We start from the raw sequence: 15,042 nt of genomic DNA, 5'->3' as shown, positions 1-15,042 counted from the left end.
ACAAAAAGAAAACGGTCCGGCAGCCTCGCTAACGGAACCGTCTCACCACAATCTTGCAAGATATAGCAATCTTCGCGGGTTTTTCACGTCCAAAAAGTCGGTTTTTGAAAAATCATCCACCGATTGCACGGCTGACCCCACGTCGAGCGGGGTTTCCAAGATCGTATCGTGTACCGTGATGCCAAATTCCAGTTCCGAGCAGCATGTGAGCACAGCAAAAAACCGGCTGCGATCGCCGCAGCCGGTATGAGCAGCGTCCGGAAGTCGGATCAGCTCCTCATGAAGTGATCGATCTGCTCCGACAGCATGCCGTATTCGCGAGACCCCTTGCCCGTGCGCTTCTCGATCTCGCGGAGCTGTTCCTGGGCGCCAGCAAGATCGCCGATCTGCAGGTGCGCCTCGCCGAGATATTCGCGCACCAGCGTGTAGTTCGGGTCGATGCGCAGCGCTTCCTCGTAATAGCCGAGGCCGACGGTGACGCGGCCGGAATGGCGGTGCGAATAGCCGAGATAGTTGAGGATACGCGGGTCCTGCTTGTTGGCGGCGAGGCTGAGCACGGCGATCGCCTCGTCATAGCGTCCATCCATCGCCAGCGCGCGACCGGCATCATAGATGCTGTCGTCATCCAGCATGCCTTGCTTCGGCGAGACACATTTCTTCTGCTTCTTGTCCCAGGCCTGCCCCTTCTTGCACTGGCTCTGGCCGCCGCCGCCATTGCCGCCGCCGCCACCACCACCTCCCCCGCCTTCACCAGCCGAAAACGCCGGAGCCGCAATCAGCGGCAGGGCGGCAATGGCCATGGCGTAAATCAGCAATCGTCTGCGCATTACACTCTCCTTTGAACCTGACAATGCAACACTAACGCCGGGCCGAAGCCGTTTCGTCCCCGGAAAATGCCATCCTATCTCAAAACCGCGATCTCTCCCAGCAAGGCCATCTTATCCCGGGAAGAGAGGGCATCGGAAATCATGCTCACGATCAACGCCGCCGCGCAAGATAACGTGACGAGCGCTGCAAATCCGCTATCATCGGGCCGACCGAGCACGAAGCAGGGAGACGGCCGGTGCAGCAACGCGTTGAACGAGACTGGGAGCTTTCGATCGGTCCCGACACCGTGCGCCTGTTCATCCTGAAGGCGAAGGCGCTCAGCGCCGCCGTCAACGAAGACTATGCCGACGGCGCCGAGCACGAGGTAGAGCTCGACGGCAACGCGCACGACAACCACCATCATGACGGCCTTGCCGAGGAAAGCTCCGAAGATCTCACCGAAGAAGAATTGCGCGAGCTGATCGACGATCTCAATGTCGACGAAGCGGCCGAACTGATTGCGTTGGCCTGGGTCGGCCGCGGCGACTATGACGCGACGGAATGGACGGACGCGCTGTCCGCCGCCCGCGAGCGCGCCAACAAGCGCACGGCAAAATATCTGCTCGGCATGCCGCTGCTGGCGGACTGGCTCGAGGAAGGCCTGGAGGCGATCGGCGCGTGACGGCGCGGTTACCGATTGTGATCGCCTCGAACCTTCGTCCAAGGCAACTTCCCTGCATTCTGGCCGTTGCGAGCTGATGGCGGCGTTTGGTTTTTCCGGATTGTGCAGACTGATGCTCGCCGTTGCGGCGGCGTCGCTGCTGGCGGGACCTGCATTAGCCAAGGCGCCCGAACTACCGCAAACCGCACCGGTTCCCCAGCCCAACCGGGAAGCCACTTCGCCATCGCCAACCGAGATCCCGGTCCCCGAACCACGCCCCGCTCCGGAGGCTGAGCGGCCCAAAAACGGTCAGCCTCAAAACGATCAGCCCCAAAATGGCCAGTCCAAGACCGAGCAGCCGGAGCCACCGGCGATCGCACCGCAGCCGCCTGAAAAGCCGGCGCAGGCCGAGCCGCCGGCAAACCCATCGGTCGCGCCACCAAACCCCGCCGAGGCAGACGAGAAGGCGGAGCAAAAAATCCTTCCTGATCCTCGATCGGCCGCCATTGCCGGGAAAGAAATGCCGGCCGAGGAATTGGCCTGCCGCAGGCGGCTGAAATCGATGGGCGTCGATTTCGAGGAGCGCAAGCCCGAGCATGATACGGCGGTCGGTTGCTCGATCCCCTACCCGATCGTGCTGAGGACGCTCGGCAAATCCATCGCCATCGGCCCGGAGCCCGAGCTGAATTGCCAGATGGCGGAAGCGGCCGCACGCTTTGCTGCTTCGGTCATCCAGCCTGCCGCAAAGGCCGAGTTCGGCGCGGATATTAAATCGATCGGCCAGGCCTCCGCCTTTGTCTGCCGGTCGCGCAATGGCGGCGGCAAATTGTCGGAGCACGCCTTCGGCAACGCGCTCGATATCGCCAGCTTCAAGCTTTCGGACGGGAAGGAGATCGATGTCGGCCCCGCGCCGCCGGAAAAGGACGCGAAATTCCTGAACGCAGTGCGCAAGGCAGCCTGCGGACCGTTCAAGACCGTGCTTGGCCCCGGCAGCGATGCCGATCATTCGCTGCATCTCCACTTCGACCTCGAACCGCGCCGCAATGGCGGCACGTTTTGCCAGTGACATCGAGCCCGCCGAGATCGGGCGCCGCAATTTGGCCGCAGGCGTGAACGGCGCCGCTGATTTTTCCTTTACCCTTGGCGATTAAACTCTGTGCCATCTGGGGACAGGAACCCTGCCGATGGCCGGAATATTTCGCGCTGCGCTTGCCGCCGCGCGGCAAACAAGGCGCGCGCGTATGGCCGGCAGGCTTGCCGCCATGCTTGCCATTGCGGGGGTCTCCGCCTGCAATACCGGCAGCGTGCTGTCGCTGCAGCCGGCCGTCGATGTCGGCAGCCAGACCGCTGCCGTCCCGCCCAATTCCGGCGCGCCCAATTCCGACCCACAAAGTTCCCGCCCGGAATATTCCGGCATGCAGCGCCTCGTCCCGTCCAACCCCTATATGACCGCCGCCTATCCGCGCATGGACAACCCGATGTCGCCGGCCGAACAGATGCCGGCCACCGAGATCGATTGCCGCAAGGAACTGAAACGCCTCGGCGTTGTCTACACCGACGTTGCGCCGATCCATGAAGGCCAGTGCGGCATCGACTATCCGGTCAAGGTCTCGGCCATCGGCAGCGTCGAGATGAAGCCGGCCGCGACGCTGACCTGCGACATGGCCGCCACCTTTGCCGGCTGGACCAGGAACGAACTCGTCCCGTCGGCCCGCTGGCGCTATTTCTCGGGCGTCAAGACCATCCACCAGGGCTCGAGCTATTCCTGCCGCAGGATCGCCGGCGAAGGTGTTTTGTCCGAACACGGCAAGGGCAATGCGCTCGACGTGATGAGCATCGAACTCAACAATGGCGACGATATCGACGTCCGCAAGCCCGGCCTGTTCGCCTTCCGCACCCGCGGCTTCCTCAACAATGTGCGCGCCGACGGCTGCCAGTATTTCACCACCGTGCTCGGCCCCGGCTACAACTACGACCACCGCAACCATTTCCATTTCGACATCAAGAACCGCAAGAACGGCTATCGCGCCTGCCGCTGATTGCAGCCCCTGCCCAAGACTTGCTGCGCCGGTTAAGATGATGCGCAGACGCTTGGGTGGTGCCTCTTGAGCCAACGAAGCCTTCGACGACGTGCAACGACCTGGTTGGTGGCATGCTGTGCCGCTTATCTTTCGCTCGCCTATTTCGCCGCGCCTGAGTTCTGGACGTTGCGGGACCGCAATTTTCGCAATCAGCAATTCGAGATGGTGACGCACACGCCGCAAGGCATTCCGGGCGATCCGATCAATGTCGGCCTTGTCGGCACCAAGAAGGAGGTTGTCCATGCTTTTGCCGTCGCCGGCTGGGATACGGCAGACGCCATCACGCTGAAGACCGCCATCGAGATCGGCGAAAGCGTGCTGTTCAACCGCCCCTATCCCGACGCGCCGGTCAGCCGGCTTGTGTTCGAAGGCCGCGCCCAGGACCTCGCCTTCGAAAAGCCGGTCGGCGACAGTGCCGACCGGCGCCATCACGTCCGCTTCTGGCAGACCGATGCGACCGGAGACGACGGCCGGCCGCTCTGGCTCGGCTCGGCAAGCTTCGACCGGGGCGTCGGCCTCAGCCATGACACCGGCGCGATCACCCATCATATCGGCCCCGACGTCGACGCCGAGCGCGACGGGCTGATGCGCGACCTCTCCGCCGCCGGCATGCTGATCTCGACCAGCGAGATACCAGGCGTCGGCGCCACAAAGACCGGGCGCAACGGCGAAGGCGATCCCTATTTCACCGACGGCAGGGCCATCATCGGGGTCCTGCTGCAACTGCCGTAGGCGCGCAATCGGCCTTCCCGTCTGACAGCCATTTCGTCCCGACGGGCTCAGGGCACGGTGATCACGATCTTGCCGAACGGTCCTGTCTCCAGACGCTCAAATGCCTCCGGCACCTCGTCGAAGCCAAACACCTTGTCGATCACCGGCTTGATCGCGAGCGTCTCGATCGCCTGGTTCATTCGCTCGAAGGCGCGGCGGTGGCCGATCGATATGCCTTGTACGACGATCCGGTTGCGTATGAACGGCAGGACCGGAAAATTGAGTTCCATGCTGCCGAGAAGGCCGATCACCGACAGCCGGCCGTCGGCGCCCAGCGCGTTGAGCGAGCGTCGCGCATTGTCGCCGCCGACCATTTCCAGCACGTGGCTGACGCCGGCGCCGTTTGTCAGCTCACGCGCAGCCTCGTCCCATGCCGGCTGGCTGCGATAATTGATCGCCTTCCAGGCGCCGAGCGCCTTCGCCCGCTCGAGCTTCTCGTGGCTGCTCGAGGTGACGATGGCGCGCAGGCCGAAGGCGGCGGCAAATTGCAGCGCAAACAGCGACACGCCGCCGGTGCCCTGGATGAGAACGGTTTCCCCCGGGATCGGCTTGGCCGCCTCGACCAGCGCGAACCACGCCGTCAGCGCCGCGATCGGCAGCGTCGATGCCTCGACGTCGCTGAGCGACGGCGGCGCCGCCACGGCGGCATCCTCATGAAAAAGCACATGCTCAAACAGCATGCCGGGCAGTGACGAACCAAGCGTATGCTTGTGCAGCACCGGCGGGGCGTCGCCGTCCGGCCAGTCGGCGATCACCTGGCCGAGCACGCGCTGCCCGATGCCGAAGCGGCTGACTTCGCTGCCGGTGGCGACTACTTCGCCTACCGCGTCCGATGTCGGCACGAACGGAAAGCTGAGGTCCGGTATCAGCACGCCATCGACGATCATCCTGTCCTTGTAATTCAGCGATACCGCTGTGACGCGTACCAGAAGATCATGCGGCCCGGCTTGGGGCAGCTTTCCATCAGCCGGCTTCAACCTGGACAGGCCGAAACCGTTCATCTGCCAGGATCTGTTTTCGGTGCTCATTTGGTTCGCGCTCCGTGGTTGATGATTGCGCGAGACATTTACGCCGTTTCACTATGGAGAAAAGTGCTTCCATGTGGCATGTTCTGCAACAGATTAAGGAGCAAAACTCTACAATAGGAGCGCTTCATTGGAATCGGCCAATTTGCAAGGCATCGTCGCATTCGTTCACGCGGTGGAGGCCGGAAGCTTCACCGGCGCCGGCGCGCGGCTGCATGTCACCAAATCGGCGGTCGGCAAGTCGATCGCGCAGCTGGAACAGCGATTAGGCGTTCGCCTGCTCAACCGCACCACCCGCAGCCTCAGCCCGACCAGCGAGGGCCTGAGCTATTACGAAGCCTGCGTCAGGGCATTGGCCGAGATCGATGCCGCCCAGTCGCTGCTCGCTTCCCGCAAGCAGGTGCCTTCCGGCCGGCTTCGTGTCGACCTGCCTCTGGCCTTCGGCCGCCGGTGCGTCGCCCCAGTGCTGTTCGAGATTTCCAAAAGATATCCGGATCTGACGATGGAAATCTCCTTCAACGACCGGCGCGTCGACTTGATCGAGGAAGGCATCGACCTGACGGTGCGTATGGGCGACCTCGACGACAGCTTGTCGCTCGCCGCGCGCCGCATCTATGCCCAGCGTTCGGGCGTCTGCGCCGCCCCCGCCTATCTCGACGCCCATGGCAGGCCGCAATCGATCGAGGACCTGGCCAGGCACAGCCTCATCGGCTACGGCCGCGACGGCACTGTCCATCCCTGGACCGTCAGGCATGCCGACGGCCGTCTCGAAAAATTCGCGCCCAAGGCACGGCTGGTGCTCGGTCACGGCGAACCGATGCTCGATGCGGTACTGGCCGGCTGCGGCATCGTCTATCTGCCGACATGGCTGACGGCCGACAGCATCAGGCGCGGCGAGCTCGAAATGGTTCTGTCGGACTGTCTTGTCGAAAACACCGTGGTGCATGCCATCTGGCCGGTAACACGCAATCTCGCGCCAAAGGTGCGCGTCGTCGTCGACGCCCTGATCGAGCATTTTGCCGCGCCGTCCTGGGATGCGGCAGGAGTGCCGCCTGATTGCCCGGCTCGCTAAATTTAAAAAGCGCGACCGTCCTATTTTCGAAAACAGCGCGGCAATGCTATGGACCCGGCATGCTTTATGCTGAAATTGCCATCGTGGTCGTCCTCATCTGCATTAACGGCCTTCTGTCGATGTCCGAGCTCGCCATCGTCTCGTCGCGGCCGGCGCGCCTCAAGACGATGATCGACCGCAACGTCAAGGGCGCCGGCCGGGCCCTGGCGCTCGGCGCCAATCCGGGAAAATTCCTGTCCTCGGTGCAGATCGGCATCACTTTGGTCGGCGTCTTGTCCGGTGCCTTTTCCGGCGCCACGCTCGGCGAGCGGCTGGCCACCTCCCTGGCGTCGGCCGGCATCCGCGAAAGCCTCGCCGATCCGCTCGGCGTCGGCATCGTCGTCGCCCTCATCACCTATGGCTCGCTGATCATCGGCGAACTGGTGCCCAAGCAGATCGCATTGCGCGACCCCGAACGGGTCGCCGTCAGGGTTGCCCCGGCAATGACCATCCTCGCCGGCGTCTCGGCGCCGCTGGTCTTCCTGCTCGATTTTTCCGGCCGCGCCCTCCTGTGGCTGCTTGGCCAGCGCGGTCAGAGCGAGGATAAGGTCACCGACGAGGAGATCAAGATGCTGGTCGCCGAAGCCGAGCACCACGGCACCATCGAATCCGACGAACGGCGGATGATCGCCGGCGTCATGCGGCTCGGCGACCGTGCCGTGCGCGCGGTGATGACGCCGCGCACCGAAGTCGACTGGATCAATCTGCAATCCGACGAGGCGGCCATCAGGAAGCTGCTGATGGACACCCAGCATTCGCGCCTGCCGGCCGGCGACGGCGGCGTCGACGCCATGATCGGCGTCGTCCAGACCCGCGACGTGCTGGCCGCAATGCTCGGCGGCCGCGCTCTCGACCCGCGCCGGCACGTGCGGGCCGCGCCGATCGTGCACGACCAGGCCGACGCGCTGGACGTGCTTGCGACGCTGAAGGAATCCGACGTGCCGATGGCGCTGGTGCATGACGAGTACGGCCATTTCGAAGGCATCGTCACCCCGGCCGACATTCTGGAAGCGATCACCGGCGTCTTCCGTTCGGATCTCGACGCCGGCGAAGAGGAAAACGCCGTCAAGCGCGAGGACGGCTCATGGCTGCTCGCCGGCTACATGCAGGCCGACGAGATGGCAGAGGTCCTCGGCATCGACCTGCCTGAGAGCCGCGATTATGAAACCGTCGCCGGCTATGTGCTGTCGCATTTGCACCATCTGCCGGCGACCGGCGAATGCGTCGACGCGCAAGGCTGGCGCTTCGAGGTCGTCGACCTCGACGGCCGCCGCATCGACAAGCTCATCGCCACCCGCCTGCCCGGCGGCCACCGCGAGGTCGTGCGGTAACGATCGACGCGACTTATGGGCTATATGCTCGCGGCGACACCGCTCGCACAGTCAAAGTTGATTGGGAATACCGCCTATGGTCGACCACCTTTTCGCCGACCCGTATCTCGCTGCCGTCTACGATGCCTGGCACCCGAGATCTGCGCGCGACGACTATGATTTCTACCTGCCCCGCATTCTAACAGCAGACGCGGTGCTTGATGTCGGATGTGGAACGGGCACCCTCCTTCACGAGGCACGCCTGGCCGGACATTCAGGGCGGCTCTGCGGCATCGACCCAGCACCCGTCGTGTTGAATCGCGCACGAACGCGCGCGGATATCGAATGGGTTCTCGGCGATCTCCAATCGGCCGGCTGGACAGCCGAATTTGATCTCATTGTGATGACGGGGCACGCATTCCAGGCCCTTGTCAGCGACGAAGACCTGAGGGATTTCATGGCGGCTGTCCGACACGCCCTTGTCCCAGGCGGATGCTTCGCGTTCGAAACGCGGAACCCTTCGGTGCGGGCGTGGGAGCACTGGACACCCGAAAATGCGGTCGTCGTTGAGCTGCCTGACGGGTCGCTGGTGCAGATCACAACAGAGGTGATCGTGCCGTTCGATGGACAGACGGTGACATTCACCCACAGGTTCGGCGGAAAGCATCCGAGCCTTCCGCAAGTTAGTCGCAGCACCTTGCGATTCCTCGAGACGGACGCCTTATCGAGCCTGCTGGGGAACGCGGGGCTACGGATCGAACAGCAATTCGGCGACTTTGACGGCAGCCCACTTGGCCCTTCGAGCCCAGAGATCATCACGTTCGCGGCCAGATGAAAAGGAGCATCCGCTCTCCAGCCAGCAAGCAACGACAACTCGCGGCCCCATTGCGGACGTGGAGCCGTATTTTGCGGCGGCTGCGACGCAGAAATGAGACTGCCGACCGTCAGCCAGGTCAAGCTTGGCAATCGCAGGACTCAGCGATCAATCGATTGCCTCGATGCCTTGTGCCCTCAGCCGTTCGAGATGGTCCATCATCCAGAGTGCCGGTTAGATAGACCCAGGCTGCCTGCTTTCGCGCGCCGTAGTTGGCGCTGTGGCCGGCTTCGATCAGGTCTCCCGGTTTAAGGTCGGCCCGGGTGCCGTGGTAGAATTGGCGCGGCTGGTCGGAGGCTGTCATCGGCTCGCTACTCATCCTCGTTGTCTCAGGCATCATGGTGCGCACTATTTCATGCACCTCATCGAACCAAGCCTCCGGCCGCGCGGTTATCGGCCGTCCGCGCTCAGCGCTGCCGACATCCATTCCGGTCATACCGCCCGATGCGCGCTAGCGGTCGGCTGCCGGCGCGGTTATTATCGGCGGCTGCACCGTCGCCAAGGTGGAAAATGGATCTGCAAGTCTTCAGAGACTCGATTGCGAAACCACAGCCGCCAGCCGGCTTGAGCCCTGCCCTGCAGGCGCTGTGGTGGGATGCAAAGGGCGATTGGGTCAAGGCGCACGAGTGCGCGCAGCAGCGCGACGATACGGCGGGCATGCACGTGCATGCCTATCTCCACCGCAAGGAAGGCGACCAGTCGAATGCGGAATATTGGTATCGCCGCAGCAACGCGGCGCCGTCGACCTTAACGCTTGACGAGGAATGGCAGGAGTTGGCAGGTACACTTTTGCAGCAAAGCTGACGCTTGCTCAGTCATCGTAAAATGGCCGGTCCTGCATCCACTCGCCGGGGTTTCAGCTGGCGCCCTGGGGCTTGTCCCTGCCGTTCCATTCCGCATTGCGCGCCTGCGCCTCTTCGGCGATCAGCTTGAACTCCCGCATCTTCGCAGCTTCGATGGCGAATGCGCGGCTTGGCAGGACGCCAGGGTCCTCCTGACTGTTCTGAAACTGAAAACGGGCCTCCAGTTCGGCCCATATTCGCTCGGGTGCCGTATCCTTGCTGGCAAGCAGCGCAACGACCAGCGCCAGAGTCTCGCGCTGGGCGTTCAGCCGCCCTTCGATCTCTTCATTCGGCAATTCGGACATGCGGGTCGCTTCCAGTTTCTGGCTCAACGGCAAAATCGCACCCTTGTTCCGGAATTCAGCGCTGGCACGTTCAGGCTGAGCAGCGGATGCTCGCCGGCAAAGCAGTGCCGGGCAGCTCCTCGCAAACATCGTGGAGATCACCGAGTTCGAAGTCGATGCACTACTGACTTTGTCCAGCTTGAGCGGGCCGACACCATTCACCTACCCCTTTCGGCTGGCGCCGACGGGCCACAGGACGCATCTCCACTTCGAGGCTTCGATTACCGGGAAAGGGCTTCCCGGGCCGATGGCACTTCTCGCGCCGCTTGCGTCCAGCTTCTTCGAACGCGGCAATGCGAACAAATCTTGAGAGCCTGAAGCGAATTGTCGAGACTGCTCGTCCAGCAGATTGATCCCAAGGGTCGCCGTTCAACCTCATTCCAGCAGACTTCCGGATTCCACCCCGTAGCCGGCACCTGCGGTTAACTGCCCGCGACGATCAAAGCCTGTCATCGAGAACGGCCATAGGCTGCTGCGAGCACCGGAACAGCTGAGAAGCCTTGGCGTTGTTGGCATCCGGGATCTCGAGCGGACGCTATGAAACCTTCTGATTTTTAACCCGTTATCGCCGGATGCCCGAGGCTAAATTTAAGCTGAAATCGGTTGACGGCGCCCAATCGCGCGATGCCGAGAAGTCGCGCCGCGAGAAACAATCGACTGTCGAAGTCGCGTCAGAGGTCGTCGGCCAGCCCGCGCCGCCGCCGGATGTCACCGAACCCGATCCCGAGCTGACACCTGAAGAGGCCGAGCGGACGCGCAAGAGATACCTGCTTAAGCGCTTCTGGATCAGCGCGCGCGGTTACTGGAGCGGCAGTGGCGACAGGGTCGCCTGGCCGTTGACGATCGGGCTGCTGGTCCTGATCGTCGCCAATGTCGGCTTCCAGTATGGGATCAATGTCTGGAACCGCGCAATTTTCGACGCCATTGAGCAACGCAATGCCCACACCGTATATTGGCTGAGCGCCGTATTCCTGCCACTCGTGATCGGAAGCGCCAGCCTTGTGGTGGCACAGGTCTTCTTTCGCATGAGGATACAGCGCCGCTGGCGGTCCTGGCTCACCACCGCGGTCATCGCGCGCTGGCTCGCAAGCGGCCGCTACTATCAGCTGAACCTCGTCGGCGGCGATCACAGCAACCCCGAAGCCCGCATCGCCGAGGATTTGCGGATTGCCACCGAATCGCCCGTCGATTTCATCGCCGGTGTCATCGTCGCATTTCTGTCGGCCTCGACCTTCATCGTGGTGCTCTGGACGATCGGCGGCGCCCTGACCCTGACGATTGCAGGTTCGACCGTCACCATTCCCGGCTTCCTAGTCATCACCGCAGTGCTCTATTCCGCGATCACGTCCACTTCGATGGCGGTCATTGGCCGCCATTTCGTCCACCTCTCCGAGGAAAAAAATCAGGCGGAAGCCGAGTTCCGCTACACGCTGACGCGCGTGCGGGAAAACGGCGAGAGCATCGCATTGCTCGGCGGCGAGGAGGAGGAGCGCAGCGGCATGGACAAGACATTTGCCCATGTGCTCAGGCAATGGGCGCTCCTTGCAGGCCAGCACATGCGCACGGCACTGGTGTCTCAGGGGTCGAGCCTGTTTGCGCCTGTCGTGCCGGTCTTGCTTTGCGCTCCAAAGTTCCTCGAAGGCAGCATGACACTTGGACAGGTCATGCAGGCTGCCTCGGCCTTTGCCATCGTGCAGGGCGCGTTCGGATGGCTGGTCGACAACTATCCCCGTCTCGCCGATTGGAACGCCTGTGCTCGGCGCATCGCTTCGCTGATGATGTCGCTCGACGGGCTCGAGCGGGCGGAACAGAGCAACACGCTGGGACGCATAAAGCGCGGCGAGACCGGCGGCAATGCGATGCTCAGCCTGAACAATCTCTCCGTGTCGCTCGACGACGGCACCGCCGTGGTCAAGGAAACCGAGGTCGTGATCGAACCAGGCGAGCGGGTGCTCGTCGCCGGCGAATCCGGCTCGGGCAAGAGTACGCTGGTGCGGGCCGTCGCGGGTCTGTGGCCATGGGGTAGCGGCAGCGTCAACATCCGCGCCGACAGACGGTTGTTCATGTTGCCGCAACGGCCCTACATCCCGACCGGGACGCTTCGCCGCGCTGTCGCCTATCCAGGCGCCGCCGACAACTGGACGCTGGATAAGATCAAGGCTGCCCTCGACAAGGTGGGACTCGACTACCTCAACGACCGGATCGAGGAGGACGCGCCATGGGACCAGACCTTGTCGGGTGGCGAAAAGCAGCGCCTCGCCTTTGCGCGTCTTCTACTGCACCGCCCCGATATCATCGTGCTGGACGAGGCAACGTCGGCACTCGATGAGAAGAGCCAGGACAAGATGATGGAGATGATTATTCGCGAATTGCCGAAGGTCACCATCATAAGCGTAGCGCACCGCGCCGAGCTGGAGGCCTTCCACAGCCGCAAGATCACATTGGAGCGGCACAAGGGCGGCGCAAAACTTGTCAGCGATATCGAACTCGTCCCGCGCAAGGACAGACGGAACTTGCTCATGCGCCTTCTGAGACAACGGCGCGCCAACGGAAAGCCAGCGCGACCTTGAGCAAAGCGGCGCTGCCCTTCGCAAAGAGTGAGGCCGCCGGTCGGACCAGGCGGACCATCGCCGGTTCGAGTCACTGCCCGTATCTGGTCCTGAAAGCACCAGCCGTGGTACCTTGATTCCGGGCAGCTGCTGCTGTCGGAACGTCGATGGCACGAGCGCATTTCCATGTCCGGTGCAACGCCGATGCAACCCGGGTTGATTTCAAAAGCCCAGATTGATTTCGAAAGCAAAGGGACCAGCAATGACAATCGCCAAGAACACGATCTGCCTTTGGTACGACAAGGACGCCGAGGCTGCGGCCCGCTTCTATTCCGAGATTTTTCCCGACAGTTCGGTGAAATCCGTCCACCGCGCTCCCAGCGACTACCCGTCCGGCAAGGCAGGCGACGTGCTGACGGTCGAGTTCACGGTCGTCGGCATCCCCTGTCTCGGCCTCAATGGCGGGCCCGCGTTTAAACACAACGAAGCCTTCTCCTTCCAGATCGCCACCGACGATCAGCAGGAGACCGACCGCTATTGGAACGCCATCGTCGGCAATGGCGGCCAGGAAAGTGCCTGCGGCTGGTGCAAGGACAAATGGGGCATCTCCTGGCAAATCACGCCGCGCGTGCTGACCGAAGCGATGGCCGCCGGCGGCGATGAAGCAAAGCGCGCATTCGAGGCGATGATGGAGATGAAGAAAATTGACGTTGCGGCGATCGAGGCGGCGCGGCGCGGCTGACAGTCCTGCGGTGACCCGAAGCGGAAGTCGGTGCATCACCCGGTCCGGCCTTCCCGTCAGTCCATTTGCGGCGTGACTTCTGAGAGCAGCCAATCCCTGAAAGCCTTGACTTTGCGCTGACGGATCGCCTCCGGCGGGTAGACGAAATAGAAGCTGGAGGGGGATTTCAGGGCGTGGCCGAAGGGGCGGACGAGCCGCCCGGCGGCAAGGTCGGCCGCAACGAGCATGGTCCGGCCGAGCACCACGCCCTCGCCTTGTGCGGCCGACTCCATGGCAAAGGTGGCAGAGTCGAAGGTAATCCCGCTCTGCGGGTCCACGCCCTCGACCCCGGCGCTTGCCAGCCAGGTCGCCCAGTCGATCGGAAAGCTGTCACGGATCAGCGTGTGGTGTTTGAGGTCCTCAGGCGTGCGGAGCGGATGTGCACCCTCAAGAAGCTTTGGGCTGCACACTGGAAACACCTCCTCGCCGGTGAGGAACTCTGACGTGAGCCCCGGATAGTTTCCGTTGCCATAACGGACGGCGACATCGATGCCGTCGCCGAGGAAGTTGGTCAGCTTCCCGCTTGTCGAAACCCGCACATCGACGTCGCCATGCGCACGGTGAAAGCGATAGAGGCGCGGCACCAGCCATCTGCCCGCGAAGCCATCGGAGGTGCTGACGTTCAATGTCGAGCTCGAATAGCGGGCTGTTGCTGCCGCGGTGGCGGTGGCCAACTGGGCGAGCGCCTCGCGCACCGCCCGCGCATAGGGCTCGCCAACGGCTGTCAGACTCACCGAACGCGTACCGCGCTCGAACAGCTGCACACCGAGCTGATCCTCAAGATTCTTGATCGCCCGGCTGATCGCACCGTGGGTGACATGAAGTTCCTCTGCCGCCTTGGAGAAACTCAACAGGCGCGCCGCGGCCTCGAAACTTGGCAAGGTGGTGAGGGGAGGCAGCTTCCGGGGCATGGATCGATACCTGTACGTGTGAGTGATGCTCACAGATTGTCGCCGATAAGTCGTTTGTCGTCCAGGCCAGAAGCCGGCATGTTTGCTCGCGTAATCAGTCATTCACCGCCGCTGCAAAAGGCGAGTTTGATGTGACTGATACTCTCGCTGACGAAAGTCGCGGGGCAACTGCTGAAACCAAAACTGCCGCCACTCTGGGAGAGCACCATGAACGCCAAACGAGTTGAACCCATCGTCGACGTCCTGACCGGCATGGCCGGCCGCATTCTCGCCTCGAGCAGCCGGCGCCGGACCGGGCGGCAGATTGCACGCTTCTCGACCCGCCGGCTCGAAGACCTCGGGTTTGCCCGCGACTGGGACGGTTCGGTCTATCGGCCGTCGGACCACCGCTAGCCTGAACGAAAGCAACAGCGGACAGGCTCTTCGCCAAAGATCGCTGTCGCAAGGAATTAATGGAGAACGGACATGGCCACCATCCACCCATTCCTCTGGTTCAACACCGACGCGGAGCAAGCCCGCGATTTCTATCTCTCGGTCTTCAAGAACAGCAAAGCGCTCCAGACCATCGAATACACCGACTGGGTGTCCGGAACCAACAAGACGGTCCCGCATGCCACCTTCGATTTCGAGCTCGAAGGACTGCACCTTACTGCGCTCAATGCCGGGCCGCAGCCGCCCTTCAACGAGCGGCTCTCGCTTTACATCGAGACCAGGGACCAGGCCGAGACCGACTACTACTATGAGGCGCTCACCGCCGGCGGCGGCAAGGCACAACCCTGCGGCTGGCTCACCGACAGATACGGCGTCTACTGGCAGGTCATCCCGGAAATCCTGCCGCGGCTCAGTGCCGATCCGGATCGCGAAAAGGCCAACCGCGTCCGGCAGGCGATGTACGGGATGCGCAAGATCATCATCGCCGACCTCGAAGCCGCCTATGCCGGCAAGGCCTGACCCTCACCGCAATCGCAACGAACG

General features: G+C 62.9%; 17 protein-coding genes. 12 read left to right on the top strand and 5 right to left on the bottom strand.

What is annotated here, in order from left to right; translation table 11 throughout:
* Positions 1-269: 269 nt before the first annotated feature.
* Positions 270-827: a tetratricopeptide repeat protein gene (locus tag NKH33_RS20260; RefSeq protein ID WP_352541060.1), complete on the bottom strand. Its 558-nt coding sequence runs from the start codon at positions 825-827 to the stop codon at positions 270-272.
* Between the two features lie 236 nt (positions 828-1,063).
* Here NKH33_RS20260 and NKH33_RS20255 point away from each other — a divergent pair, with 236 nt between their 5' ends.
* The 4 genes from NKH33_RS20255 to NKH33_RS20240 all read left to right on the top strand — a co-directional run bounded on the left by NKH33_RS20255 (position 1,064) and on the right by NKH33_RS20240 (position 4,281).
* A complete protein-coding gene (locus tag NKH33_RS20255; protein WP_023678354.1) occupies positions 1,064-1,489 on the top strand; it encodes a DUF3775 domain-containing protein in 426 nt (141 codons plus the stop codon).
* A 112-nt stretch (positions 1,490-1,601) separates the two neighbouring features.
* Positions 1,602-2,534, top strand: a complete 933-nt coding sequence (locus tag NKH33_RS20250; RefSeq protein ID WP_352921175.1) for an extensin-like domain-containing protein — start codon at positions 1,602-1,604, stop codon at positions 2,532-2,534.
* Between the two features lie 118 nt (positions 2,535-2,652).
* Complete coding sequence (locus tag NKH33_RS20245; RefSeq protein ID WP_352921173.1) at positions 2,653-3,507, top strand: extensin-like domain-containing protein; 855 nt, start codon at positions 2,653-2,655, stop codon at positions 3,505-3,507.
* Positions 3,508-3,573: 66 nt separating this feature from the next.
* A complete protein-coding gene (locus NKH33_RS20240) occupies positions 3,574-4,281 on the top strand; it encodes an LssY C-terminal domain-containing protein (protein ID WP_352921172.1) in 708 nt (235 codons plus the stop codon).
* A gap of 47 nt (positions 4,282-4,328) precedes the next feature.
* Here NKH33_RS20240 and NKH33_RS20235 read toward each other — a convergent pair whose 3' ends face one another.
* Entirely contained in the window at positions 4,329-5,348 is a 1,020-nt protein-coding gene (locus tag NKH33_RS20235; protein ID WP_352921170.1) for a zinc-dependent alcohol dehydrogenase family protein, read from the bottom strand.
* Positions 5,349-5,475: 127 nt separating this feature from the next.
* On the opposite strand from NKH33_RS20235, the gene NKH33_RS20230 reads away from it, so the two are divergent.
* The 3 genes from NKH33_RS20230 (at position 5,476) to NKH33_RS20220 (ending at position 8,601) form a co-directional block, all read left to right on the top strand.
* On the top strand, positions 5,476-6,417 hold the full coding sequence (locus tag NKH33_RS20230; RefSeq protein WP_352819949.1) for a LysR family transcriptional regulator: 942 nt from the start codon (positions 5,476-5,478) through the stop codon (positions 6,415-6,417).
* Positions 6,418-6,476: 59 nt separating this feature from the next.
* Positions 6,477-7,787 (top strand): hemolysin family protein, encoded by a 1,311-nt coding sequence (locus tag NKH33_RS20225; RefSeq protein ID WP_352541053.1) that lies wholly within the window; start codon positions 6,477-6,479, stop codon positions 7,785-7,787.
* Positions 7,788-7,863: 76 nt separating this feature from the next.
* Positions 7,864-8,601, top strand: coding sequence for a class I SAM-dependent DNA methyltransferase (locus tag NKH33_RS20220; protein ID WP_352770984.1), 738 nt, complete (start codon positions 7,864-7,866; stop codon positions 8,599-8,601).
* Between the two features lie 118 nt (positions 8,602-8,719).
* Here the strand turns inward: NKH33_RS20220 and NKH33_RS20215 are convergent, their stop codons facing one another.
* Complete coding sequence (locus NKH33_RS20215) at positions 8,720-8,944, bottom strand: NAD(+)--rifampin ADP-ribosyltransferase (RefSeq protein ID WP_352469830.1); 225 nt, start codon at positions 8,942-8,944, stop codon at positions 8,720-8,722.
* A gap of 206 nt (positions 8,945-9,150) precedes the next feature.
* On the opposite strand from NKH33_RS20215, the gene NKH33_RS20210 reads away from it, so the two are divergent.
* Positions 9,151-9,444, top strand: a complete 294-nt coding sequence (locus NKH33_RS20210; RefSeq protein WP_352775083.1) for a hypothetical protein — start codon at positions 9,151-9,153, stop codon at positions 9,442-9,444.
* Positions 9,445-9,496: 52 nt separating this feature from the next.
* Here NKH33_RS20210 and NKH33_RS20205 read toward each other — a convergent pair whose 3' ends face one another.
* A complete protein-coding gene (locus NKH33_RS20205) occupies positions 9,497-9,787 on the bottom strand; it encodes a hypothetical protein (RefSeq protein ID WP_352450454.1) in 291 nt (96 codons plus the stop codon).
* Positions 9,788-10,398: 611 nt separating this feature from the next.
* Here NKH33_RS20205 and NKH33_RS20200 point away from each other — a divergent pair.
* Positions 10,399-12,396 (top strand): ABC transporter ATP-binding protein/permease, encoded by a 1,998-nt coding sequence (locus NKH33_RS20200; protein ID WP_352921167.1) that lies wholly within the window; start codon positions 10,399-10,401, stop codon positions 12,394-12,396.
* A gap of 247 nt (positions 12,397-12,643) precedes the next feature.
* The gene (locus NKH33_RS20195; protein WP_352541103.1) at positions 12,644-13,117 is read left to right on the top strand and encodes a VOC family protein; all 474 of its coding nucleotides are present in this window, start codon (positions 12,644-12,646) and stop codon (positions 13,115-13,117) included.
* 56 nt (positions 13,118-13,173) lie between these two features.
* Here NKH33_RS20195 and gcvA read toward each other — a convergent pair whose 3' ends face one another.
* Entirely contained in the window at positions 13,174-14,067 is an 894-nt protein-coding gene (gene gcvA, locus NKH33_RS20190; RefSeq protein WP_352819945.1) for a transcriptional regulator GcvA, read from the bottom strand.
* 207 nt (positions 14,068-14,274) lie between these two features.
* On the opposite strand from gcvA, the gene NKH33_RS20185 reads away from it, so the two are divergent.
* Together NKH33_RS20185 and NKH33_RS20180 are read left to right on the top strand one after the other, a co-directional pair.
* Positions 14,275-14,460: a DUF1127 domain-containing protein gene (locus NKH33_RS20185; protein ID WP_352567970.1), complete on the top strand. Its 186-nt coding sequence runs from the start codon at positions 14,275-14,277 to the stop codon at positions 14,458-14,460.
* A gap of 72 nt (positions 14,461-14,532) precedes the next feature.
* Positions 14,533-15,018 (top strand): VOC family protein, encoded by a 486-nt coding sequence (locus NKH33_RS20180; RefSeq protein ID WP_352450460.1) that lies wholly within the window; start codon positions 14,533-14,535, stop codon positions 15,016-15,018.
* The last annotated feature ends 24 nt before the right edge of the window (positions 15,019-15,042 follow it).

Source organism: Mesorhizobium sp. M1182, assembly GCF_040318335.1.
Lineage (GTDB): Bacteria > Pseudomonadota > Alphaproteobacteria > Rhizobiales > Rhizobiaceae > Mesorhizobium.
This window is presented reverse-complemented; position numbering and strand designations above follow the sequence as displayed.